We start from the raw sequence: 23,075 nt of genomic DNA, 5'->3' as shown, positions 1-23,075 counted from the left end.
TCGCCTTTAAACTAAAGACTTAACATACTATATATAAAACCTGTGTTACAGCAGGATTCCCCGTTGTGGGTACTCGTTGGTTTTTAGTTGCGTGATTGCTGCTACTAAGGTTTGAAACAGATTCCGGCTATTAAGTCAGTAACCTTTGCGAATATTGGGTTTATGAAATTTATAAGGTAAGAGCGTCTGTTTGAAATCCGGTGGGTAATGCTGAGCAGTGAGATGTTCTGGTTAAGTCTTTAGGGGTTGCGTTTGTGAAGGCGTTAAAAAGCCCGGTTATCTGCGGATAACCGGGCTTTTAGAAAAGATGTAAAGGCCGTGTCAGTTATGACTTTTTGGCACCGCGACGTGAACGACGTTCGCGACCACCGCCACTCAGGGAACCGCCGGCAACACTCAGGTCACCGCCCAGCTGAGCTTTTGCGCCCTGGGTGATTGGTCCAAGCTGTGCTTCTAAAGCGTCGATATCAGGTGCTTCACCTGGCTCATAGCCGTCCAGTGAATCACGCATAGCGGCAATATGTTCCGGTGAAGTACCACAGCAGCCACCAATGATTTTAGCGCCGGCATCGCGAACCAGTCGGGCGTACTGAGCCATCAGTTCCGGTGTGCCGCTGTAAACGATCTTGCCATCAACATACTCAGGAATACCGCAGTTGGCTTTAGCAACCAGTACCGGATCGGTTTTCTGCTGTTCAGCGGCCAGTTTCATATTCATGATTGCTGCAACAACTTCAGACGCGCCGATACCACAGTTAGTCCCGCAGGCACCCGGTGGGTGGTCCAGTTCAGTACTGAGCTTGATCAGCTCGGAAGGCGTTACACCCATCATGGTACGACCATTAGTATCGATACTCATGGTGTAAACTACTGGCAAGCCTGTGCTGGCTGCTGCATCGTAAGCCGCTTTTGCTTCTGTTGCGTCGGAGATTGTTTCGATCCAAAGCACGTCAGCACCACCTTTCTGTAGCGCTTCAGCCTGTTCTTTGAAGGCGTCGTAGGCTTCTTCAAATGTCAGTGTACCGGCAGGAACCATAATCTCACCGGTAGGGCCCATAGAGCCGGCGACGATGATATCGCGGTCACTGGCATCAGCCAGTTGCTTGAGAAGCTGTGCAGATTTTGCGTTCAGTTCGTCTACCCGGTCCTGCGCATTGTGCAGTTTCAGGCGGTAACGGGTGCCACCAAAGCTGTTGGTCAGAAGGATGTCTGAACCGGCGTCGATAAAGCGTTGTGCCAGTTCCTGGATACGGTCAGGGTGATCTGTGTTCCAGAGCTCCGGCGCATCACCGGTTTGCAGGCCCATTTTAAACAGGTTAGTACCAAGGGCACCGTCAGCCAGCAGGTAAGGGCGTTCATTTAACAAACGGGTGAATAAATTAGACATAGCAACAGCCTTACAGTGAGACAATAATTGCTCGCATTCTAACTCAAGAATTCCGGTGCGGATACGCCTCTATATGAGAGTTTTGCAGGTAAATATGAATGAAATGATACTCTTAGCTTTGTTAAATCGTTGTCAGATCTGAGCGCTCTTTAACGGACAAAAAAGAATTCAGTTTGTATCTGTTGGCTGAAAGTAGCGTGCCGGAGTTTTACCCAGTGCTTTGCGGAACATACTGATAAAAGCACTCTGGCTACTGTAACCAAGATCTTGCGCTATGCTGGCAATAGATTGCCCGCCAGCAATGCGGCTGAGGGCTTCCAGCAGGCGGGCCTGTTGGCGCCACTGGCCAAAGGTCATTCCGGTTTCTTTGTGAAAACGTCGGGCCAGGGTACGTTCACTGCATCCTATCTGATCAGCCCAGTATTGCAGCGGGCGATTATCATCCGGGTTTTGCTGCAAGCTAAGGGTAAGTTTTTGTAAGCGTTCACTGCCAGGCTGTGGCAGATGCAATGGCACTTCCGGCGTGGTTTTGAGCTGGTCGAGAAATACTTCCACCATGCGGCTGTCGGCGCCGTTTTCATCATAGAGACGGGGCAGTTTAGACAGCTCCATGATTAACTCTCTGAGCAATGGCGTTATATGCACAACCTGACAGTTATCTGGCATGCCTGCCGCGGCTTCAGGGCAGATGTAAACATTGTGCATTTGTAAGCGTTGCAGCGCTAAGGCGTCATGTTCAATGAAAGGTGGAATCCACACGGCCCGTTGCGGCGGTACGATCCAGTGGCCAATGTCCCGGGCACTGACCTGTACCAAGCCTTCCGAAATAAACAGGAGTTGTCCCCAGCTATGACAATGGTAAGGAGAGTAATGGTTAGCCTCATGGCCAAAGTGGCGAATAACCAGTTTACGGGGGACTTCTTCGGGCTTTCCGGCCTGAATATCTGCCTTACTGACCCAGTGAGCAGGCCAGGGTGCTATTTTTGTCTGTTTATCGTTATTTTTTGTCATAGTCGATTGTATACGACATATTCGTGAGCTTTTAAAGTAGTTCAAGTAATTAAGAGCAATTTAGAGCAATTCAGACAGATCAGGGTGATTTATGAAGATTTTTCAGGGAGTAGACTGGCGTAGCCCGGAAATGCTGCTGATATTGATGGCCGTTTCTATGCCGATTTCATTTGGTGTATGGCAGGCGCTATTAAACAACTTCGTGATAGAGCGGGCCGCATTCAGCGGTGTGGAGATAGGTATTCTGCAGTCGCTGCGTGAAATACCAGGTTTTATGGCATTCGCTGCGGTTCTGCTACTGGTGTTTATGCGGGAACAGACGCTGGCGCTGGTATCTTTATTGTTATTGGGAATAGGTACTGCTTTAACGGGATATTTCCCGACTGAAATCGGCCTCTACTGTACGACTGTGCTGATGTCTATTGGCTTTCATTACTACGAGACGATGAATCAATCGTTGTCGTTACAGTGGTTTGATAAGAAAACTGCCGCGCATAAGTTGGGCAAGCTGGTAGCTGTTCGCTCATTTGCCAGCCTGGTGGCTTTCGGGCTGGTTTGGCTGGCACTGGATGTTGCTGGAATCGCCATGGAGCTGGTGTATTTGCTGGGAGGCAGTATTACGATTCTGATCGCATTGTTTTGCTGGCGCTGGTTTGCACATTTTCCGGAGAAAGTAGAGCAACATAAAAAGCTAATACTGCGAAAGCGTTACTGGCTATATTACGCGCTGACGTTCATGGGCGGTGCGCGGCGGCAGATATTCGTTGTCTTTGCTGGCTTCCTGATGGTTGAAAAGTTTGGCTTCAGCGCCGGGGAAATATCTTTGCTGTTTCTGGCGAATGGTTTCATGAACATGTTACTGGCGCCGCAAATTGGCAAGTTAATTGGTCATTGGGGAGAGCGCAGGGCGCTAACGCTTGAGTACATTGGCTTAATGTTGGTATTCGGGGCATATGCGTTTGTGTCTGATCCCTGGATTGCTGTGGGCCTGTATATACTGGACCATCTGTTATTTTCCATGGCTATTGCCCAGAAAACCTATTTACAGAAGATTGCCGATCCTAAAGATATGGCCTCTACAGCAGGCGTAGCTTTTTCAATTAATCATATTGCTGCGGTAGTTTTACCAGCCGTTTATGGTGTGTTGTGGATGGTGTCACCGGCGGCAGTGTTCTTAACCGGTGCAGCTATGGCGGCGGTATCTCTGGTGCTGGCGCGAATGGTGCCGGAGAATCCGGAGCCGGGTAGAGAGGTATATTGGCAAAAGCAGGTATCGGCAGAGCAGTTATCCTGACCGGCCTTTGGCAGTATTAGGCTAGAACAGGCGTTATACAAAAAATCCCGGAGGCGTTAAGCGTTTCCGGGATTTCTTATTATATAACGGCGGAGGTTGTTACTGCTTTTTCGCGCACTATTCTGTCGCTGGCTGTTCAGGCAGCTTTTGAGGAGCAGGCACTGTTTCTGGTATCTGTGCTGCCGCTGCATCCGGTGTTGGTGGGGTCGGTCGCTCGATGATTTCAACGCTGAAATCCTGCATCTCACCATCGCGCAGGGCTTTTATCTGAATCTGACTGCCTGGACGTACCTGAGCGATTTGGCGCATTGAGGTGCGGCCGTCGATGATTTTCTCACCTTCGATTTCCAGCATGATATCGCCAGGTTGCAGACCACCAAGATGTGCCGGACCATCGCGATAAATGCCGGCAATGATCAGGCCACGGTTTTCTTTTAGCGCAAATGATTCAGCCAGTTGCGCGGTCATTTCCTGTGCTTCAATGCCTAGCCAGCCACGGATTACCCGACCATGTTCAATCAGGTCTTTCATGACGACAATGGCCTGATTCGATGGAATGGCAAAACCAATGCCCAGTGATCCACCGCTACGGGAGAAAATGGCTGTATTGATGCCGATTAAATTTCCGTAAGGATCAATTAGCGCGCCGCCAGAGTTACCAGGGTTAATCGCTGCATCCGTCTGAATAAAGTTTTCATAGGTATTCAGGCCAACCTGGTTTCGGCCAGTTGCGCTGATAATGCCCATAGTAACCGTCTGGCCAACACCAAATGGATTACCGATTGCCAGAGTGACATCGCCAACTCGCAGATTGTTGGATGTGCTGATGGTAATAATTGGCAGCTCTGGTAAGTCGATTTTCAGAACCGCCAAATCAGTATCCGGATCACGGCCTATAACTTGTGCAAGCGCTTCGCGGCCATCTTTAAGTGCGACTGTGATCTCATCAGCATTCGCAATAACATGGTTGTTCGTGGCAATGTAGCCGTCGTGGGTAAGGATTACACCTGACCCCAAGCTGGTGTGAACTTTGTCACGTCCTTGTAAATTATCGCCTTCATATTTCTTGCGGGGTGTTGCTTCAGGTACAGTTTCAGGCTTCACTGACGGATCTGTAACTGTGGCAGATTCTTTTGGCGGCACAACTGTCCGGGTATAGATGTTTACCACGCTGGGTGATGCAATATCGACAGCTCCGGCATAGGATGCAGGGCCCACACTTGTGATTGTCGGAGTAACAGGGCGTTTGGCGTCGGCAAAAAGATCTGTCACCTGGTTGCTGGGTAAAAGACCAGGGACGTACATCAGAAGAAAAGTTGCCGCAAGAACACCAGAAATAGTCGGCCAGATAAGAAACGAAAGTTTACGCATGCGCAAGGTTTACCTTTAATTAGGTGCGATCAGGATCGACTGGATTTAGAATTATACGGATACTTATCTATCAATGGGAACTATTGCGGCAGAATTATGGCAGTTAAGCTGAACGAAATCGTAAATTATACCAATAACTTGCTGACCCCTGAGCGTTATCGGGACTACTGCCCGAACGGGCTTCAGGTAGAAGGTAAAACTGATGTCAGTTGCATCGTATCCGGGGTGACAGCGTCACAGGCATTGCTGGATAAAGCGGTGGAACTGCAGGCAGATCTGGTACTGGTGCACCACGGATACTTCTGGAAGGGCGAAAATCCAGTTATAAAAGGTCTGAAAAAGCGACGTTTACAAGTTTTGCTTGGCCACGACATCAGCCTCCTGGCTTATCATTTACCTTTAGATGGTCATCCTGAACTGGGTAATAACGCGCAGTTAGCAAAACAGCTGGGTATTATTACTGAAGGTGGGCTGGAAGCGGATAACCCGCTGAGTATCGGTTCTGTTGGCCGCTTACCTGTGCCAGTGCCAGCTGCTGATTTTTCAGCACATGTGGCGAAAGTACTGGGGCGTGATGTACTTCACGTTGATGCCGGTCCTGAAACTATAAGTACGATTGCCTGGTGTACCGGCGGGGCTCAGGGCTATATCGATAAAGCTATAGAACATGGTGTAGATGCATATCTTTCCGGTGAAATTTCTGAGCCCACAACTCACAGCGCCCGGGAAGAAAATATTCATTATTTTGCAGCGGGGCATCATGCTACTGAGCGATACGGTGCTAAGGCATTAGGTGAGCATTTAGCAGAAGTATTTGCAGTTGAACATCACTTTGTTGATATTGATAATCCTGCCTGATTAACTGATTTTTCGGACCTGATTTTATGATGAGTTTATTTTATCTGCTGGTGGTTGTTTCAGTCGTCAGTGGTCTTAGTGCGTTGGTTATGATACTGCGTAAAAAAAATATGCAGTCGGGTAAGGCGCTTATGTTATGCCTGTTCACTGCTGTAATTGTGTATTTTCTGGGGAGTTCTGAGCAGTTTGTTAGCAATTCCTGTGAAAATCAGGGTGGTCGTTATGATGCTATAACAAATAGCTGCATTGTGAATACTCAGAATACATAAGCGGCTGTTTAGAGCTTGTAAAGCGTTTCATTCGCCAATAAAAAAGGCCGTTGCGTGAGCAACGGCCTTTGTCGTTCTGGTAGCTGAGAATGTCTGCTGTCAGGCAGTTTCTTCGGCTTTTTTCTTGTTCGCGAAATGATCAGCCGGTACAGGTTCTGGCTGTGGTTCTTCAGCGTCTTTTTTAACGCCGAAGTTTTCCGACAGTGTCCCTTCCTGATCTGGTGTCTTTGGCGCGTAATCCAGTGGTGGTGCAGGCATATTTTCGGCTTCAGCGTCTGCGGCAGGCTGTTCTTTAGTGTCTGCGGCTGGAGCTTTAGCTGGTTCAGCGGCTGGTGTAGCTTTTTCCGCGGTAGGTTCCGGTGCTTTATCTGTTTGGTCAGTAATAACAGGTTTAACCGGTGCGGCATCGAGTTTGCTGGTGTCTGCGTCGCAAAGTGCTTCTGAGCCTGTAGCCAGGTGAGTGTGTACTGCTTTATAGCTCTCGGTCATGTCATTGACCAGCTCAGCGGTGCGCTCAAAATGTTGATTTACCTGTTGCTTGTAAGCATCCAGCTGACGTTGTGAATCTTCTAGCTGAAGGCTAAGGTCCCGTTGCTTGGTTGCATTGGTTCCAGACCGGCCAGCGAAGTAACCGATAACGCCTCCTGTGACCAGGGTAAGGATACTGATAATCCAGATACTGTTATCTTCCACAATGGCTCCTTTCAATAAATCGCGTGTAACAGGTGTCCATGCATTATATCAAGTTGCCTGAAGAGGGAAATACGCAGGGATGAATCAAAGGAATTTTTGTGCGTTTGAATGGCGTTTTTATGCCTTAACCGCTTGCCTCTGGTCGAAATCAAATGAAAGCGAGGACTTTTAGCCTAAAGCCAGGGCGGAATAATTGTGGTTTGCACAAAAAGAATAAAAAAGCCCGTGGCAATTATGCGACGGGCTTGTTTGTATTTAAGCTGCTTCTAACCGTATTGGCCGTCCAGTCTTGGCTGTAACAAAATCGGGCTGTACGGAATCAGGAACAGTGCCCAGGCGATGACCCAGAAGGTTGCCGAGGCATGTAAGGCAACTGTGTACAGTTCCGGCGCCAGTGGCAACAGGCAACGGATCAGGCCACTGAGAATCATGAAGCCGAAGCCGACTTTCACCCAGTTGGTCAGTTTCAGCGGCCGACCGGTATGACCAAGTGATACCCGGGCCATCATTCCTATAGTGATTGAGCCAATAGCGCCGGCTGCGAAGGCATGCGTAGATAGGTATGGAGAAATACCGGTAAACACACTGGCCGCATAAAGTGCGAATCCCAGAGGAATGAACAGGTAAGCCAGCTGTAGAATCCATAGCAGAGGATTACGCAGTAAACGTGGGTGAAACCAGCCGTATAGACGTAAGAACTGAGAGGCTGCCGCGAGTACTGCCAGTACGCCTGCCAGTTGCAGGTAGCCAGCAAAATGACTGCCAAGCCAGGCTACAGTGATGGCCGGTGTAAAGTATTCCAGCCAGGTGAACTTTCGTGCTGTGAAATTACCCAGTGCCCGTTCGGTAAAAAACGGAATAACCCGGCCACCGAGAATCATAATGATCAAAATAATCAGACCGAGCTGTAATTGCATACCTTGCAACAAAGTATTCTCGGTGTAACCGAGTAGTTGCGAGTGCATCAGACCGTTTGCCAGCGTCATGACCGAAAGGATGACAATAAACAACAGATTGCGGTGATTACCACTGCGAATAATCGGAATAGCAATTCCCAGAATAACCAGTGGTAGAAATAGCAAATCAACGGCTGCGATTAGCACAGCAGGTAACGCAGTGAATGGCATAATCCTGCCGGCAACCCAGACCGCAAATATGATAGCTAACCAACTGCCGTGTGGTGTTTGCTGTGAGGTCCAGTTTTTAACGGCAGTGAGCAGAAAGCCCGCGATAATCGCCACTGAATAGCCGAACAGCATTTCATGTCCATGCCAGATGTAACTGAGTTGATAGTAATCCTGGGTGACCTGTCCGGTACTTAGCATGATCAGCCAGATCAGCATTAATACTAATGCAGAGAGTGCACCGAATAAGAAGAATGGTCTGAAACCAAGATTAAACAGAGCAATGGAACCGGAGGTTCTGGGTTCCTGAATTTGAATTTGCATGGCTCACCTTTCTCGATTCATGCTGTTACTTCAGTGGGTGGATTAAATCATAAAATGTTTTTTAAATACATCTTTAAGTGCTTTAACAATCTGCGCTAAATCAAAGCTTCATCAGATAGCTGTTTTGTTTAGGTTATTAAGGATGTAGAAAACTTTGTCGAATATGTCAGACATGTCAGCCAGTCCGGTTCCTTCTACGACGTTTTATGTCGCCCTGAGAATGTATAGTTGCTTGTCTCTGGTCAGGATAGCCGTTAGCTTAGGAACCTGCATACCTGCCAGAAAAATGGCAGTCGAATATTTCAGGCTATAGCACTATGAAACAACTAATTTTAGGTGGGGCCCGTTCCGGCAAAACTGCTTTGGCGGAGCAACGGGCGCAAGACTGGCACGCCGCTGAAGACGGCCGTCAGGTGTATTATCTGGCAACGGCGAATGCTGGTGATGGTGAGATGTCCGCGCGTATTCAGCGACATCAGGATTTACGCCCGGAAGGCTGGATGACCATTGAAGAGCCTGTTGATCTCGCGGCGGTGCTGGCACAGCATAATGTTGCTAATACCTGTTTACTGATCGATTGCCTGACGCTTTGGGTAACGAACCTGCTGATGCTGGAAGATGATGCACGTATGGAAGCCAGCATTGCTGAGTTTGAAGCGGCGCTGACTAATTGTCAGGCGGAAGTCATTATGGTCAGTAATGAAGTGGGGCTGGGAATAGTGCCTATGGGCGAGTTAACCCGCAAGTTTCAGGATCAGGCCGGATTCCTGCATCAGAGACTGGCGCAAATATGCGAGCGGGTTACATTAACGGTAGCCGGTTTGCCGATGGAGTTTAAAGCCTGACTTGTAACTGACGTCAGGCTTTTTGTTATATATCAGAAAGGTTCTGGAATGTAATTCAGAGCCAGTAACCAATTTATTCAGACGGGTCTCAGGTGAGGCCGGTTATTTCAGGATCAGGTAGTTAATTATGTCCAACCTTGAATGGTTAACCCAGGCTCCAAAGGCAATTGATCAGGCTGCGATGAGCGCTGCCAGTGAACACCAGCAAATTCTGACTAAACCTGCCGGTTCTCTTGGACAGCTGGAAGCACTGGCTATCCGGTTTGCCGGTATGCAGGGGCAGTTAAAGCCGCAGATTAATAATATTCAGGTGTCTATTTTTGCGGCGGATCATGGTCTGGCTGGCCGTGGTGTGTCGGCGTTTCCGCAGGAAGTAACTGCTCAGATGGTGAGTAACTTTGCCCACGGTGGCGCGGCTGTCTCGGTATTGTCTAAAGCCCGCGGCGCAGATTTTGAAGTAGTGAACCTTGGTACTGTCGGCCCGGTTGCTGATCATCCTACGGTGGTTCAGGCAGTAATTGCATCTTCAACTGCAGACTGTTCTCAGGGACCGGCAATGACCGATGCTCAACTGGCGCTGGCGCTGAATGCTGGTCGTGAGCGGGTTTTATCTGCACAGGAGAAAGGTGCTGAACTGTTTATCGGCGGTGAGATGGGCATTGGCAATACCAGTGCGGCATCAATGATCGCGGCTGCACTGACAGAAAGTACTCTGGAAGAGTTAGTTGGCCCGGGTACTGGCCTGGATAATGCCGGTGTACGCGCTAAGCAGGCAGTTCTGGAAGAAGTGATGGCATTGCATGCTGCGCAACTGAATACACCACTGGGTGTATTGCAAAGCGTCGGTGGGTTTGAGATTGCTGCTTTATGTGGTGCTTACCTGACCTGCGCACAACAAGGTATTCCTGCACTGGTAGATGGCTTTATTTGTACCGCGGCGGCGTTGCTGGCGTGTCGTATGCATCCGGAAGTTCAGGAGTGGCTGGTATTTGCACATAATTCTGCAGAACCTGGCCACCGGGCTATGCTACAGGCACTGCAAGTGCAACCGTTGCTGAACCTTGGTATGCGTCTGGGAGAGGGCAGCGGTGCGGTACTGGCGGTTGATCTGCTACGCAGTGCTTGTTTACTGCATGGGAATATGGCAACTTTTGCCGATGCGGGTGTTGCCGACAAATCAGCCTGAGGCTCAAAAAATATGCCGACAGAACCAAGTATTGATCTGACTATCGATCTGTTACGCCATGGTGAGACAGAAGACGGGGCCATTTATCGTGGCCGTACAGATTCTAAACTGAGTAAACCGGGCATGAAGTGCATGCAGCGGACTTTAGCAGAAGCAGGTCAGCCCTGGCGGGGAGTAGTTAGCTCACCGTTGCGGCGTTGCTCTAAAGTAGCTGTTGCTTATGCGGCGGAGCATGACATCAGTTGCCAGTTAGAACCACGTTTGCAGGAAATTGATTTTGGCGAATGGGATGGTGAACTGCTGGCCGATATTTGGGAGAAGTTTCCTGAAGATGTTACTCAGTTTTGGGAAGACCCGGAAGAATTCACACCTCCTGAAGGTGAGACGCTGAAAGTTTTCAGAGGGCGCCTGAAAGAATGTCTGGATGATTTTGTTCGCACCCATTCACAGGGGCATTATCTGTGGGTCACACATGGCGGTGTAATCCGGGCTTTACTGGCGAGAATACTGGCTATACCTGCAGGTAACTGGAATTGTCTGCAACTGGATTATGCATCGCTGAGCCGTATTCACATAATCGGTGAACCCGATCAGTTGGGGTACAGCGTGGCATTTATTAACCGTTGAATGCGGTTGCCAAGTACAGAACATAAAAAAGTACTAAGTATAAAAAAAGCGCAGTCATAAATGGCTGCGCTTTTTTATTGATCAGTACCCGCTTAAGCTCTGGTCTTTAATGCTTTGCAGGTATCAGTCGAAAATACCTTTGAAGAATGATTTGGTAGAGTCTACAGCGTCTTTACCGACTTCAACGGCACTTTTAGCGCCTTCTTTGCCGGCTTCGTAGACAGTGCCTACACCTTCTTCACCTGCTTCATAGGCTTCTATAGCGCCTTCTTTAGTGCTGCAAACTGCCCGGCTACCGGTGCATTTTGCATAGCAGCCTTTAATAGCTGCATCGTCACCCAGATGGCGGACTTCACATTTAGCTTCGCAGAAACTTTGCTGGTCCTTACAATCTCCCATGGCCATCGCCATTGGGCTGATCGCCAGTGTGATGCCAGCCAGTAAAGTCTGTATTTTTACGGTTATGTTCATATTCGCGCTTTCGGTAATAAATGAAGTTCAGTTGATTCTTCTTAGCACAGTATAACAAACCGCTTTAATCGACCCTTAATCTTCTCCGGCAGTTCGCTTTTGTTTTGGCTGCCAGAGTACTTCGTTGCCGTCGTTTCGGCGGGCGAGAACCCGGGCGCTGACAAACAACAGATCTGATAAACGGTTTACATATGCAGCGGCATAGTTATTGACCATTTCTACAGCCTCCTGTTCCCCTTCGGCTGGGGTATTTTCCAGCTGTACCAGTTCAACCAGACGGCGTTCTGCCCGGCGGCATACACTGCGGGCCTGATGGCACAGTGCTGCGGCACGGTTGCCACCGGGTAAAATAAACTCCTGTAACGGCGGTAAATCTTCGTTGAGTTGATCGAGCTGCTGTTCTAACTGAGTAATATCTTCAGCGGCAATAACTTTGTAACCCGCATCAGCAACGGCTATTTCGCCACCGATATCGAACAGGCAGTGTTGACTGAGGGTCAGAAATTCCCGGATTGGATCATCACTTGCCAGTTCTTCTACCAGAACGCCAAGTAAGCAGTTGAGTTCATCCACATCGCCCATGGTTTCTATGCGGGGATGATGTTTATCTACCCGGCTGCCATTTGCCAGGGCGGTGGTACCTTTATCGCCGGTGCGGGTATAAATTTTTGTCAGGCGGCGCGCGACCATAAGTGACTCCAACAGATGATAAGTATTGCAGTCATAATGAGTTGGCTGGAGGGAATGGTCAACAGTTGTTGCAGTGCTCTGAAAGTTGGGACGCACAGGGAAAAGTCGGGGTCGGATTCCCGCTATTGTTATACGTTTCTGTTAGCTGCGGCAGAATACAACGGTTATGTTGCCAGGTCAGAACCTGGCAGCAGTATTCAGCGATTGCCAGGGGCGGGGTGATCCATCGAATGCTGAGTGTTGCGGGTTAAGGCATCAGCGATGATAAGCGGATCGGGCGATAAGTCATGCTGAGTGTCTTTATCGTCATAAGGCAGATGATGAAGGACATGTTTAATCGCATTCAGACGGGCACGTTTTTTGTCGTCAGACATAACGGTTGTCCAGGGAGCTTCAGGCGTGTGTGTACAGGCATACATAGCTTCTTTAGCTTTGGTGTAGTCGTCCCATTTATCCAGCGATGCAAGGTCCATCGGGCTAAGTTTCCACTGCTTTAGAGGATCATTCCTGCGCTGCTGGAAACGGCGAAACTGTTCTTGTTTGTTAACTGAAAACCAGAGTTTAAAAAGCCTTATGCCGCTTTGTACCAGCATTTTTTCCAGTGCAGGTGTTTGCTGCATAAACTCAGAGTATTGGGCATTGCTGCAGAAGTTCATCACCCGTTCGACACCGGCGCGGTTATACCAGGAGCGGTCGAATAATACGATTTCACCACCGCTGGGCAAATGTTGCATATAGCGCTGAAAATACCACTGGCTTTGTTCTGTGGCAGAAGGTTTCTCCAGTGCGACGATTCTGGCACCCCGTGGGTTGAGGTGCTCCATAAAGCGTTTGATTGCACCACCTTTGCCGGCTGCGTCGCGGCCTTCAAAAATGATCATCACCCGTTCACCACTGTGCTTAACCCAGTTCTGCATTTTCAGAAGCTCAATCTGCAGCAGGCGTTTTTCCGCTTCATAATCCGCGCGGGAGATTTTCTGATCGTATGGGTAGTCGTCACCCAGGCCTCTGGCTTTTGATCCGGTAGTCGCGGTGTCCATATTACTCACTGAATGTCCTTCTCTGAACGGGTGCTACCAGTATATGCCGGTTATCTCCTGACAGGGATGACCGGGGTCATAGCAGCGCTGGAATTACGCCTGTAGCCGGATAATCTGTTCGTAAAGACGCTGGTTTTCCGGGACAGGAATCTTGTGTTTAGCTGCCTGCTGGCAGAGGTAGCCGGTAATGGTCTCAATTTCGCTGCGGCGCTGGTGAATAACATCCTGATACATGGATGAATAGTTGTTGGCAGTTTGTTCAGCGACTAAGCATGCCTGGTCGATCAGTGGCTGATCAAACAAAGGAGTTTGTAAGTGGCTGGCAACCTGTTCTACTTCGTGGCAGATAATCTGCATATGCGCGCGGTACTCTGCATGGCTGGAGAGTTCGCCGTTGCGACACTGGTAAATAGCAGTCAGGGGATTAATTGCACAGTTTATGGCCAGTTTCTGCCATAAAGTCGCATGGATATCAGGGCTGTGGCTTAGTGCCTGTTCGCAGCTGATTAGCTGGTTACTGAGTGACTGATCCTGTGGATCGTTCAGTCTGCCAATCCGTGTATGGCCATGGCCAGCACGGATCAGTTCAAAAGCACTGTTCAGATAAGCGCCGTCAGTCGTGCTGCCTGCCCATACCTGTAGCTGCGGGTTTTGCTCAGCAATAGCTTGCTGAGGCCCCATGCCGTTATGTAACAACAGAATCCGGGCATTGTCGGCGAGCCGGTGTCTGATGCTGTTAAAAGCGCTAAGCGAATCATAGCTTTTAGTGGTAATGAGCAGGTTGTGGATTAATCCACAGTCAGGAGCATCAAGCGCTTGGGCAGGTACGGCGATCTGACTACTTTGCTGGGCTTTTTGAGTCGGGCTTTCCTGAATCGAACTTTCCACAATTGTGAAAGTCCCCCTGTATGTAGCCAGTTTAGCGGGGTTACGTAACAGCAGAGTTGTATTAAACCCTGTCCGCTGAAATTTTGCCGCCCAGAGCAGGCCGATTGCTCCGGCTCCGAGGATATGCCACTGCATAAGTAATCCTGTTGAATGTACTGTAGTCCTGCGCATCATAACGGTATGATAAGCGCAAATAAATCACTCGGGGCCTGTCCCTGATCTGACATGTGTTTACAGGTTGCCGTGTGTTGTCCCGGTAACAGAGGAGAAAACCCCTATGCCATCATTTGATATTGTTTCTGAACTGGATATGCACGAAGTAAATAACGCGGTTGATCAGGCTAACCGTGAAGTAACCACCCGGTTTGATTTTAAAGGTATTAATGCGAAGTTTGAGCTGGCTGATGAGATGATCACCATGCATGCTGATGTGGATTTCCAGCTGCAGCAAATGGCTCAGATTCTGCGTGACAAGCTGGTTAAGCGCGGTATCGACGTTAAAAGTCTGGAAGAAAAAGACGTTGAAGTAACAAACATGAAAGCCCGCCAGCAGGTGATTTTGAAGCAGGGGCTGGATCAGCCAATGTGCAAAAAGATCATCAAGCAGATTAAAGATGCCAAGCTCAAAGTACAGACTCAGGTACAGGGCGAGCAGGTAAGGGTAACCGGTAAGAAGCGTGATGATCTGCAAACCGTTATATCTTTTCTGCGCGAAGCCGATTTAGAACTGCCGTTGCAGTTTAATAATTTCCGCGATTAATCCCGGGGTTCATATCCCAGTCAGTCAGGTTGCAGTATTTCTGCAACCTGATTTTTTTGTACGAATAAATTGTTTTGGGAGCATCTCGGGTGGCTACATCAGAAACAGACGCAGTGGAGAATAGCCAGCCTGCAACAGACAACTGGTGGGATGCGGTCCTTAACCGCCGGACGCTGATCTGTATCTTTACCGGTTTTGCATCCGGTATGCCTTTATACGTACTCTTTCAGATGTTGCCTGCCTATTTACGCTCAGAAGGCGTGGGTCTGAAAGAGATTGGCCTGTTCGCACTGGTTACTTTTCCTTATACCTGGAAGTTTCTCTGGGCACCGTTAATGGATCGCTATGTACCGCCATTTCTTGGTCGGCGCAGAGGCTGGATGTTGATAATGCAGATTGCTCTGCTGATATCGATTGCCATGCTGGGCAGCTTTGATCCGCAGATGTCCATTATGACCATTGCTTATATGGCCACGGCTGTTGCGCTGTTCAGTGCCAGTCAGGACATAGTACTGGATGCTTATCGCCGAGAGCTCTTACCGGACAGAGAACTGGGCTGGGGAAACTCGGTACATGTTCAGGCTTACCGAATATCCGGCCTGGTGCCGGGCGCGCTGGGGCTTATTCTGGCGGATATATTGCCCTGGTCAACGGTGTTCGTGATTGTGGCCTGCTTTATGCTGCTTGGCGTGCTCATGACGTTGTTTGTAAAAGAGCCGGTGAGTGAACCTGCGGCACCGAAAACCCTCAAAGAAGCGATTATTGAGCCTTTCCGGGAGTTTGTCGGCCGGCTTGGCTGGATGGGCGCGCTGCAAATTCTCTGCTTTATGTTTCTGTATAAACTTGGCGATAACATGGCAACTGCCTTATCGACGCCGTTTTATATAGACCTGGGCTTTACCCTGACAGACATCGGTGTGATTGCTAAGGCATCCGCATTGTGGGCCTCGATTGTTGGCGGTGTTTTAGGCGGCCTGTGGATGATCAAGCTGGGCATTAACCGGGCGTTGTGGATCTTTGGTGTGGTGCAGGTAGTGACTATTTTGGGCTTTGCTATATTGGCTCAGATGGGGCCGGATAAGCTGGCACTGGCAGTTGTTATCAGCTTTGAATATCTGGGTGTTGGTTTGGGAACAGCGGCGTTTACCGCCTTTATTGCCCGAACCACCAGTGTGGCTTTTGCAGCAACACAGTTTGCTTTGTTTACCGCACTGGCAGCATTGCCGCGGACCTTTGTGAATGCCATAACCGGTTATATTGTTGATGCGGTTGGCTGGGAGCATTTCTTCCTGTTGTGTGCTGTTCTGGCGATTCCGGGTATGTTGCTGTTATTCAAGGTTGCCCCCTGGAATGCACCTGAAGAGGCATCGGCAAAGTAGCAGGCTTGCGATGTAATGCTTTAATAGACCCGGGCATTATATTGAGCAGTACTGTCTTAAAAAACTAAAAGGGGATTCAGCTGATGAAAGCGCAAAAATTTCTGTTCGGACGTTTCGTAAAAGATTTGCCGCCAGGAGAGCTCAGCTGGATTGGTCTGCGTCCGGGGCGTAAGCAGGATATGCTGGAAGTCACGGAAGCAGAGGCGCTGGAAACCTTAGGTTTACAGGGGGACCACCGTTGTGACAAAACACCTGGGTCAGGCCGGCAGATAACGATTATCTCTGAAGAATATATTCAGATGATTCGTCATTTTACCGGGCTGGATGATCTGCAACCGGGTGTGTTGCGCCGCAACTTAGTGGTAAAGAATATTAATCTCACGGCTTTGCGTCATCAGCAATTCACTATTGGCGACGCGTTATTCGAAGCGACAGCTTTGTGTCATCCCTGCTCCAGAATGGAAGCTGCTCTTGGGAAGGGTGGGGTAGCTGCAATGCTCGGGCATGGCGGGCTATGTGCCAAAATTCTGCGCACAGGTACCATTCGTATTGGTGATGCAGTGATCGCTCAACCGCCTGAAGAGTAACAGCCAGACTACTTAGTAGTCTGGCTTCGGCATCTTAATCAGTTCTGATATTTCCAGTGATCCACCTATCTCCAGAAAGGGGCAGTCTTTAGCCATTGCCTGTGCAGCGTCCATGGATTCAGCCTCGATCAGTGTAAAGCCTGACATACCGGTCATACCGCCTTCGGTTACCTGACCATCAGGATGCATCACGCAAGTGGCTTTTAAGGGATTAGCAGGGCTCACCGCAGCGCTGCCTAAAGACGCCAGCCATTGCATGTATTTGGCAAAGTGCTGTTTGCCTTCCTCCGGCGTTGCCGGTTGGTTGCCGCCCAGATAGGTGATCATATATTGCGTCATGCTGAATTCCTTTCGCGTTATCTGTGTCAGATAAGCTTAGTGGCTTTTGCAGAAATGCGAGCGAAGAAATAAGAGCACGGAAGTGAAAACAACAATTTCAGCGTAAAATCAGCAGCCAGCGCCAGACGCTGAGAATGTCAGCCAGTGCTCCGGCAACATAAGTGTAAGCGGCGGCTTTTAGTACTTCCCGTATGGCTGGTAAATGCTCTTCTGGCACATAGCCTTCGCTGAGAATAGGCAGCGCTTTACCAAAGCTGGCATCGTATTCTTCGGGTAGGATCATCGCATGGAAAACCACAGATGCCAGCATAGTAGCGATGCCGGCCACTATGGTCAGCGCCATAACGGCGGGGGCTTTGGCCAGCAAGCCGATAAAAGGAGTACTGGATAGAATGAAAATACCAATACCCTGTACCATCTTTGCCGGCACCGTATATTTGCTGCGTAATTTACTAACAGCTTCTTCACGGCCGTACTGAATAGCATGACCAACTTCATGGGTGGCGATAGCAACAGCGGAGAGTGACTTGCCATGGTACACATCCGGAGAAAGGCCGACGATCTTCTCGCCCGGTGAGTAATAATTCTGATCCGGCCCTGTTTCCTGTACCTGTACGCCCTCAAGTTTAAACCGTTCGATCAGATGTGTTGCCAGCTCTGCGCCTGTGCCGGGCATATTTTCCATCGGCGTATGATGCTTACGGATAATATGTCTGACCCAGTACTGAGGGCCAAACGCCAAAATCATCAGTATCAGACCAAGCAGGATAAAAAGCATGTGGAAGTGTCCGTGTTGCTGCTATTTAGGGTTAACTTATCAGACGTCGGTTTAAGACGGATGTTCATCATACAGTACAAATATCTGAATGCTTTTATCTTCGCCTGCACTGTAGCGTAATTATCAGGATGACTGCGGAGTGATTAAATTCTCAGTATTTCTGAACATCTTTAAGTTTAGTAACAGATGCCGTCTGTGCACAGTGATTGCTTCACTGTTTAAACCTGAAGAGGCACCGATAACTCTTGCTCCAGCCAGCTAATAAAACTATTCAGAAGCTCAGTGCGCTGCGGGTTTTTTAAAGTCAGAGCCACATAGTCAGTGTCAGTTGTGATGAAGCCAAAGGGGGCTACAAGGTGACCCATGTTCAGGTCATCGGTGACCAGTGATTCCGGGCCAATAGCGATGCCTAATCCTGCTACCGCAGCCTGTAAGCTGAAATAGAAATGGTCGAAGTACTGCTCGCCGGTAAAGGTAATTTCCTGATCGCTCAGTGTTTGCCAGTCCGCCCATGCTGCCGGGCGGGTGCGGGTATGCAGAAGCACTGCCGTTTGCTGGTTTAACTTATCAAGATAGCCGGGATGGCAGACTGGGCCAATTCGTTCTTTGGTTAGCGGTGTTACCCAGTAATCTGCCGGCCACTGGAAGTCCGAGCGACGAATGGCCAGGTCGATATTCTGCGCGGCAAGGTCGACAGGCCCACCGGCCGTTGAAAGATGTACCTCTACGCCGGGAACTTGCGCATAAAAGTGACTGAGCCGGGGCATCAGCCAGCGCATGGCGAGTGACGGTTCACAAGATACAGAGATACAGGTTTCAGTTTCTCTGGCACGCATATGTTCACTGGCTATTTCAAGCTGTTTCAGCATGGCAGTGACTTTATCAGCAAAGAAACGGCCGCTCTCGGTCAGATAAATACGTCTGTTTCGGCGCAGAAATAAGGTCTGGCCAAAATGTTGTTCAAGCTGTTGTACCGCCCGGCTGATAGCACCGTGTGTCAGGTTCAGTTCCTGAGCTGCTTTAGTAAAGCTTTGGTGTTTTGCCGCAGCGCAAAAGCTTTTCAGGGGACCTAAAGGGGGTAAGTTATTCAGTTTCATATGTGTGAGTATAACTCACATAAATTCGTATTTTATTTCGATTTTTAATTAATAATTCAACATTGATAATTAAACCAATCAAGCATTAGTGTGAGGTTTATTATCATGATAGAAGCGCAAACTCAGTTTGTACTGATTGGAATTGTCATCTTGCTTGCAGTGATCAGCCCGGGGCCTGACTTTGCGATCACAACCCGTAACAGCCTTATGTATGGCCGATGTTCAGGGCTCGCAACTGCGATTGGGATTGCAGCTGGTGTGTCGGTGCATGTGGTGTATACCTTGTTTGGTCTGGGGTACATCATGGCAGAAGCGGTCTGGTTGCTGGAGGTCATGCGTTATTTAGGGGCCGGTTATCTGATATGGCTGGGCGTAAGTGCTTTTCTGCCTGGTAAAGGGGAGGGGGGCAGTAAAACGGGTTTGGCTGTTTCAGGTGTCGCAGGCTGGACGGCTTTTAAAAATGGCTTTATCTGTAACGCGTTGAATCCCAAGACTGCTTTGTTCTTCATCGCACTGTTCACTCAGGTGGTTGATCCGGCTACGCCGCTGATTATTCAGGTGTTAATCGGTGTGTTTATTTCAGTGGCGCACTTTGTTTGGTTTGGCATAGTGGCACTGCTTTTAACTCATCCGCGATTTAATCAGATGTTTGCCCGGGCGAGGGTCTGGATTGAGAGAGTAACAGGAGCTTGTTTAGTGGGGTTGGGGGCTAAGCTGGCAATTAATGCCTGAATAGTTGTGTGCTTAATAGTAGAGAGCGGTAATAGAGTAGGGCAGTAGAACAAATCAGTAGAGTAGGGCAGTAGAACAAAGCAATTGAGTAATTAAGCTCAGTGGCCGGGGCCACTGAGCCGTTCTACTTAGTTATATGTTGTTTAAGATATTTACACTTTTATTACACCAGAAAGCGGAACAGGTCAGGCTTGTCGTTGAGATATTCAAAGCGTACCCGCTGTTCTTCCATGCGCTGTAGCAGGCTTTGAAAATCTTCTTTCTTATTTAGCTCTATGCCGATCAGGGCAGGGCCTTTACTGCTGTTACTTTTCTTCGAGTATTCGAAGTGGGTAATGTCATCCTCAGGGCCTAAAACATTGGCCAGAAATTCCTGCAGGGCGCCAGCACGTTGCGGGAAGTTAACCATGAAGTAATGCTTAAGGCCTTCATAGAGCATAGCCCGTTCTTTGATTTCTTCGGTACGGTGGATGTCGTTGTTACCACCACTGATCAGACAAACAACAGTTCTGCCGCGGATTTCTTCTTTTAAACTGTCCAGTGCTGCGATAGACAATGCGCCAGCGGGTTCAACGACAATGGCTTCCTGATTGTAGAGCTGTAGCATGGTTGAACATACCTTACCTTCCGGTACTGTGAGCATTTGTTGCAGGTTCTGCCGGCATATCTCAAAGGTTTTTTCGCCGACTCGCTGCACGGCAGCACCATCGATAAAGGTATCGATTTCTGCAAGTGTCTGGTTATTACCTGTGGCAATAGAGCTGCTCATCGAAGCTGCGCCTTCGGGTTCGACACCGATTAGCTGTGTTGTTGGCGACTGCGCCTTGAAGTAAGCAGATAAACCGGATGCCAGACCGCCACCACCGACGGGCATTATCATCAGATCAACAGGCTGATCCAGCTGATCAAGTATTTCTACACCGACTGAGGCCTGGCCTTCGATAACTTTCGGATCATCGAATGGGTGCACAAATGAAGCTTGCTGAGCCTCACAGAAAACCTTAGCTTGATGATAAGCCTCATCAAAGGTGTCGCCGACTAATCTGATATCAACAGCGTCTTTGCCGTACTTTCGGACTTGCTGCACTTTTTGAGCCGGAGTAGGCACGGGCATAAACACGGTGCCTTTCAAGCCCAGCAGGGCACAGGCATATGCAACGCCCTGTGCGTGGTTGCCCGCGCTGGCACATACGATACCCTGGCGCTGTTGCTGGGTGCTAAGGGAAAGGATTTTATTGTAGGCGCCACGGATCTTATAGGAGCGGACCACTTGCTGGTCTTCTCGTTTAAGGTAGATATTTGCGCCATACTGTTCACTCAGATTTTGGCTGCGAATAAGTGGGGTTCGGTTAACTACGCTTCGTAAGCGTTTTTCGGCCGCAATGATATCTTCCAGCTGCGGATAATATGTACCGGCTGTAGGTAAAGAGGTGGCTGTCAGGCTGCTGTTTTTAGCGGCTTCAGGCATTGTGTGGCTCCGTATTTTCAGTGTTTGAAAAATCGGTTACCCGCATCGGCAATGTCTGGCGAGGCTTTCTTTAGCTATAAAAAAACCCGCCTTGCTGGGCGGGTTTTCCAATTTAGCTACGACACGCGCTATCCCACCACTTCCTGAGAAATGATGATAATAATATTCTGGCTGTCGTTTCGGTGTAGGTTCATGGTTAATATGATTATCTATTTGGGTCTGTACGTCAATAACTGCCCGTCAGAGATCTTTAAACCGAAGCGGCTAATCAGAAGCTGCTGACACAAAAAAGCCCTGCAGTGCAGGGCTTATTAGGTATCGGGTTAGCGCGGTATAAGAGTCCGTTACTGGATCTTCGCACCCACTCTGACGATCTTCATGGTGTTAGTACCACCCTGAGCGTTTACATAGTCGCCCTTAGTGATGATAACCAGATCACCTTCTTCGAGTACATCACGCTCTACCAACTCATCAACAGCTCGCTGGTTAATCTCGGCGTTAGGCACTGCGCTAACATCGAATGGAATGGTTTTAACGCCGCGGTACATAGATACCCGGTGCTGAGTTTTGGTCAGTCGGGAATATGCGTAGATTGGCTGCTGTGAGCGAATCCGGGACATAATCAGCGGTGTTGCACCGGTTTCTGTCATACAGATGATCGCCTTAACACCTTCAAGGTGGTTGGCCACATACATTGCCGACAAGGCAACAGACTCATCAATGTAGGTAAATGACTCGTGCATACGGTGTTGAGAAACGTTGCTCTTAGGGTGCTGTTCGGCACCGACAATGACACGGGCCATTGCTTCAACGGTTTCAATTGGAAAATCACCCATCGCCGTTTCACCAGACAGCATTACTGCGTCGGTGCCGTCGAGTACCGCGTTGGCAACGTCGAATACTTCAGCACGGGTTGGCAGTGGTGAGCTAATCATAGACTCCATCATTTGTGTCGCGGTGATAACTACTTTGTTACCGGTCCGGGCACGTTCAATGATGTGCTTCTGAACACCGATCAGTTCAGCATCACCAATTTCAACACCCAGGTCGCCACGGGCAACCATCACACCGTCGGAGGCTGCAATGATGCCATCCAGTGCGTCATCTTCGACGGCTTCAGCGCGCTCAATTTTGGCAATCAGGTTAGCATTACAGCCAGCCGCTTCCATCAGTTTGCGGGCATTGTTCATGTCTTCCGCGTCACGTGGGAAAGAGACCGCCAGGAAATCCACATCTAGCTTGGCAGCTAGCAGAATATCCTGCTTATCTTTTTCGGTCAGGGCTGCTGCAGATAAGCCGCCGCCTTTACGGTTGATACCTTTATTATTAGATATCACGCCGCCTACCTGAACGATACAGTGTATTTTCTGACCTTCTACAGAGGTGACTTCGAAGACTAAGCGGCCGTCATCCAGCAGCAGGATATCGCCCGGCTGGCTGTCGGTAACCAGTTCTTTGTAGTCAATCCCAACTTGGGTGCTGTCACCGGCGTTACCGTCCAGTTCTGCATCCAGAACGAAGCTCTGGCCAACGGTGAGGGTTTCTTTGTCATTGGCAAAACGTGAGATACGGATCTTAGGGCCTTGCAGGTCTCCGAGAATGGCGACGAAGCGATTCTGTTTCGCGGCTTCTTCACGTACTACGCGGGTACGTTCCATATGGTCTTCCGCACAACCGTGGGAGAAGTTCATACGGACGACGTTAACACCGGCGGTAATTAAAGCGGCGATATTTTCAGGGGAGCTGGTGGCGGGACCTAAGGTGGCGACGATCTTCGTTCTGCGTTGCATGTTTTAGCCTTACATCGAAAGTGGGCCTTATCCAAAAAGGCCCTGAATGGAGTAGGCCTTTAAGGAT

The 23,075-nt window shown here is 49.2% G+C and carries 24 protein-coding genes; 10 read left to right on the top strand and 14 right to left on the bottom strand.

Going from position 1 to position 23,075, the window contains the following annotated elements:
- Window positions 1–325 precede the first annotated feature (325 nt).
- Together bmt and OCU49_RS17155 are read right to left on the bottom strand one after the other, a co-directional pair.
- Window positions 326–1,387 carry a betaine--homocysteine S-methyltransferase gene (bmt, locus tag OCU49_RS17160; RefSeq protein WP_261841780.1) on the bottom strand — a complete coding sequence of 354 codons (1,062 nt, stop codon included), beginning with the start codon at window positions 1,385–1,387 and terminating at the stop codon, window positions 326–328.
- 168 nt (window positions 1,388–1,555) lie between these two features.
- On the bottom strand, window positions 1,556–2,398 hold the full coding sequence (locus tag OCU49_RS17155; protein WP_261841779.1) for an AraC family transcriptional regulator: 843 nt from the start codon (window positions 2,396–2,398) through the stop codon (window positions 1,556–1,558).
- 91 nt (window positions 2,399–2,489) lie between these two features.
- Here OCU49_RS17155 and OCU49_RS17150 point away from each other — a divergent pair, with 91 nt between their 5' ends.
- Window positions 2,490–3,692: an MFS transporter gene (locus tag OCU49_RS17150; RefSeq protein WP_261841778.1), complete on the top strand. Its 1,203-nt coding sequence runs from the start codon at window positions 2,490–2,492 to the stop codon at window positions 3,690–3,692.
- Window positions 3,693–3,809: 117 nt separating this feature from the next.
- On the opposite strand, the gene OCU49_RS17145 is transcribed toward OCU49_RS17150, so the two are convergent.
- Window positions 3,810–5,063: a S1C family serine protease gene (locus tag OCU49_RS17145; protein WP_261841777.1), complete on the bottom strand. Its 1,254-nt coding sequence runs from the start codon at window positions 5,061–5,063 to the stop codon at window positions 3,810–3,812.
- Window positions 5,064–5,159: 96 nt separating this feature from the next.
- Here OCU49_RS17145 and OCU49_RS17140 point away from each other — a divergent pair, with 96 nt between their 5' ends.
- Together OCU49_RS17140 and OCU49_RS17135 are read left to right on the top strand one after the other, a co-directional pair.
- Window positions 5,160–5,921 carry a Nif3-like dinuclear metal center hexameric protein gene (locus OCU49_RS17140; RefSeq protein ID WP_261841776.1) on the top strand — a complete coding sequence of 254 codons (762 nt, stop codon included), beginning with the start codon at window positions 5,160–5,162 and terminating at the stop codon, window positions 5,919–5,921.
- 26 nt (window positions 5,922–5,947) lie between these two features.
- Complete coding sequence (locus OCU49_RS17135; RefSeq protein WP_261841775.1) at window positions 5,948–6,190, top strand: hypothetical protein; 243 nt, start codon at window positions 5,948–5,950, stop codon at window positions 6,188–6,190.
- A 99-nt stretch (window positions 6,191–6,289) separates the two neighbouring features.
- Here the strand turns inward: OCU49_RS17135 and OCU49_RS17130 are convergent, their stop codons facing one another.
- The gene (locus tag OCU49_RS17130; protein ID WP_261841774.1) at window positions 6,290–6,883 is read right to left on the bottom strand and encodes a Z-ring associated ZapG family protein; all 594 of its coding nucleotides are present in this window, start codon (window positions 6,881–6,883) and stop codon (window positions 6,290–6,292) included.
- A gap of 266 nt (window positions 6,884–7,149) precedes the next feature.
- Entirely contained in the window at window positions 7,150–8,331 is a 1,182-nt protein-coding gene (locus OCU49_RS17125; RefSeq protein WP_261841773.1) for an NnrS family protein, read from the bottom strand.
- Window positions 8,332–8,648: 317 nt separating this feature from the next.
- Between OCU49_RS17125 and cobU the strand changes: the two genes are divergently transcribed.
- The 3 genes from cobU to OCU49_RS17110 all read left to right on the top strand — a co-directional run bounded on the left by cobU (window position 8,649) and on the right by OCU49_RS17110 (window position 10,989).
- Entirely contained in the window at window positions 8,649–9,176 is a 528-nt protein-coding gene (gene cobU, locus OCU49_RS17120) for a bifunctional adenosylcobinamide kinase/adenosylcobinamide-phosphate guanylyltransferase (protein ID WP_261841772.1), read from the top strand.
- A gap of 127 nt (window positions 9,177–9,303) precedes the next feature.
- Entirely contained in the window at window positions 9,304–10,362 is a 1,059-nt protein-coding gene (cobT, locus tag OCU49_RS17115; RefSeq protein WP_261841771.1) for a nicotinate-nucleotide--dimethylbenzimidazole phosphoribosyltransferase, read from the top strand.
- A 12-nt stretch (window positions 10,363–10,374) separates the two neighbouring features.
- Entirely contained in the window at window positions 10,375–10,989 is a 615-nt protein-coding gene (locus OCU49_RS17110; RefSeq protein ID WP_261841770.1) for a histidine phosphatase family protein, read from the top strand.
- A 123-nt stretch (window positions 10,990–11,112) separates the two neighbouring features.
- Here the strand turns inward: OCU49_RS17110 and OCU49_RS17105 are convergent, their stop codons facing one another.
- From OCU49_RS17105 to OCU49_RS17090, 4 genes are all read right to left on the bottom strand, one after another.
- Window positions 11,113–11,460 (bottom strand): hypothetical protein, encoded by a 348-nt coding sequence (locus OCU49_RS17105; protein ID WP_261841769.1) that lies wholly within the window; start codon window positions 11,458–11,460, stop codon window positions 11,113–11,115.
- A 75-nt stretch (window positions 11,461–11,535) separates the two neighbouring features.
- Window positions 11,536–12,150, bottom strand: coding sequence for a cob(I)yrinic acid a,c-diamide adenosyltransferase (locus OCU49_RS17100; RefSeq protein ID WP_261841768.1), 615 nt, complete (start codon window positions 12,148–12,150; stop codon window positions 11,536–11,538).
- 197 nt (window positions 12,151–12,347) lie between these two features.
- On the bottom strand, window positions 12,348–13,190 hold the full coding sequence (ppk2, locus tag OCU49_RS17095) for a polyphosphate kinase 2 (protein WP_261845252.1): 843 nt from the start codon (window positions 13,188–13,190) through the stop codon (window positions 12,348–12,350).
- 93 nt (window positions 13,191–13,283) lie between these two features.
- Window positions 13,284–14,213, bottom strand: coding sequence for a 2-dehydropantoate 2-reductase (locus tag OCU49_RS17090; protein ID WP_261841767.1), 930 nt, complete (start codon window positions 14,211–14,213; stop codon window positions 13,284–13,286).
- A gap of 142 nt (window positions 14,214–14,355) precedes the next feature.
- On the opposite strand from OCU49_RS17090, the gene OCU49_RS17085 reads away from it, so the two are divergent.
- The 3 genes from OCU49_RS17085 to OCU49_RS17075 all read left to right on the top strand — a co-directional run bounded on the left by OCU49_RS17085 (window position 14,356) and on the right by OCU49_RS17075 (window position 16,804).
- Window positions 14,356–14,838 (top strand): YajQ family cyclic di-GMP-binding protein, encoded by a 483-nt coding sequence (locus OCU49_RS17085; RefSeq protein WP_261841766.1) that lies wholly within the window; start codon window positions 14,356–14,358, stop codon window positions 14,836–14,838.
- A gap of 89 nt (window positions 14,839–14,927) precedes the next feature.
- Window positions 14,928–16,217, top strand: coding sequence for an AmpG family muropeptide MFS transporter (locus tag OCU49_RS17080; RefSeq protein WP_261841765.1), 1,290 nt, complete (start codon window positions 14,928–14,930; stop codon window positions 16,215–16,217).
- 83 nt (window positions 16,218–16,300) lie between these two features.
- Window positions 16,301–16,804, top strand: a complete 504-nt coding sequence (locus tag OCU49_RS17075) for an MOSC domain-containing protein (RefSeq protein ID WP_261841764.1) — start codon at window positions 16,301–16,303, stop codon at window positions 16,802–16,804.
- A gap of 12 nt (window positions 16,805–16,816) precedes the next feature.
- Here the strand turns inward: OCU49_RS17075 and OCU49_RS17070 are convergent, their stop codons facing one another.
- The 3 genes from OCU49_RS17070 to OCU49_RS17060 all read right to left on the bottom strand — a co-directional run bounded on the left by OCU49_RS17070 (window position 16,817) and on the right by OCU49_RS17060 (window position 19,018).
- The gene (locus OCU49_RS17070) at window positions 16,817–17,143 is read right to left on the bottom strand and encodes a YciI family protein (RefSeq protein WP_261841763.1); all 327 of its coding nucleotides are present in this window, start codon (window positions 17,141–17,143) and stop codon (window positions 16,817–16,819) included.
- A 97-nt stretch (window positions 17,144–17,240) separates the two neighbouring features.
- Entirely contained in the window at window positions 17,241–17,921 is a 681-nt protein-coding gene (locus OCU49_RS17065) for a zinc metallopeptidase (protein ID WP_261841762.1), read from the bottom strand.
- A gap of 218 nt (window positions 17,922–18,139) precedes the next feature.
- Window positions 18,140–19,018 (bottom strand): LysR substrate-binding domain-containing protein, encoded by an 879-nt coding sequence (locus OCU49_RS17060; RefSeq protein ID WP_261841761.1) that lies wholly within the window; start codon window positions 19,016–19,018, stop codon window positions 18,140–18,142.
- 105 nt (window positions 19,019–19,123) lie between these two features.
- Here OCU49_RS17060 and OCU49_RS17055 point away from each other — a divergent pair, with 105 nt between their 5' ends.
- Window positions 19,124–19,750, top strand: coding sequence for a LysE family translocator (locus tag OCU49_RS17055; protein ID WP_261841760.1), 627 nt, complete (start codon window positions 19,124–19,126; stop codon window positions 19,748–19,750).
- 163 nt (window positions 19,751–19,913) lie between these two features.
- Here the strand turns inward: OCU49_RS17055 and ilvA are convergent, their stop codons facing one another.
- Both ilvA and pyk read right to left on the bottom strand, forming a co-directional pair.
- Entirely contained in the window at window positions 19,914–21,218 is a 1,305-nt protein-coding gene (gene ilvA / locus OCU49_RS17050) for a threonine ammonia-lyase IlvA (RefSeq protein ID WP_261841759.1), read from the bottom strand.
- 344 nt (window positions 21,219–21,562) lie between these two features.
- On the bottom strand, window positions 21,563–23,008 hold the full coding sequence (pyk, locus tag OCU49_RS17045) for a pyruvate kinase (protein WP_261841758.1): 1,446 nt from the start codon (window positions 23,006–23,008) through the stop codon (window positions 21,563–21,565).
- Window positions 23,009–23,075 lie beyond the last annotated feature (67 nt).

The sequence above is a fragment of the Aliamphritea ceti genome (genome assembly GCF_024347215.1).
Lineage (GTDB): Bacteria > Pseudomonadota > Gammaproteobacteria > Pseudomonadales > Balneatricaceae > Amphritea > Amphritea ceti.
The sequence above is the reverse complement of the archived record's forward strand: the minus strand, read 5'-3'. Positions and strand labels throughout refer to the sequence as shown.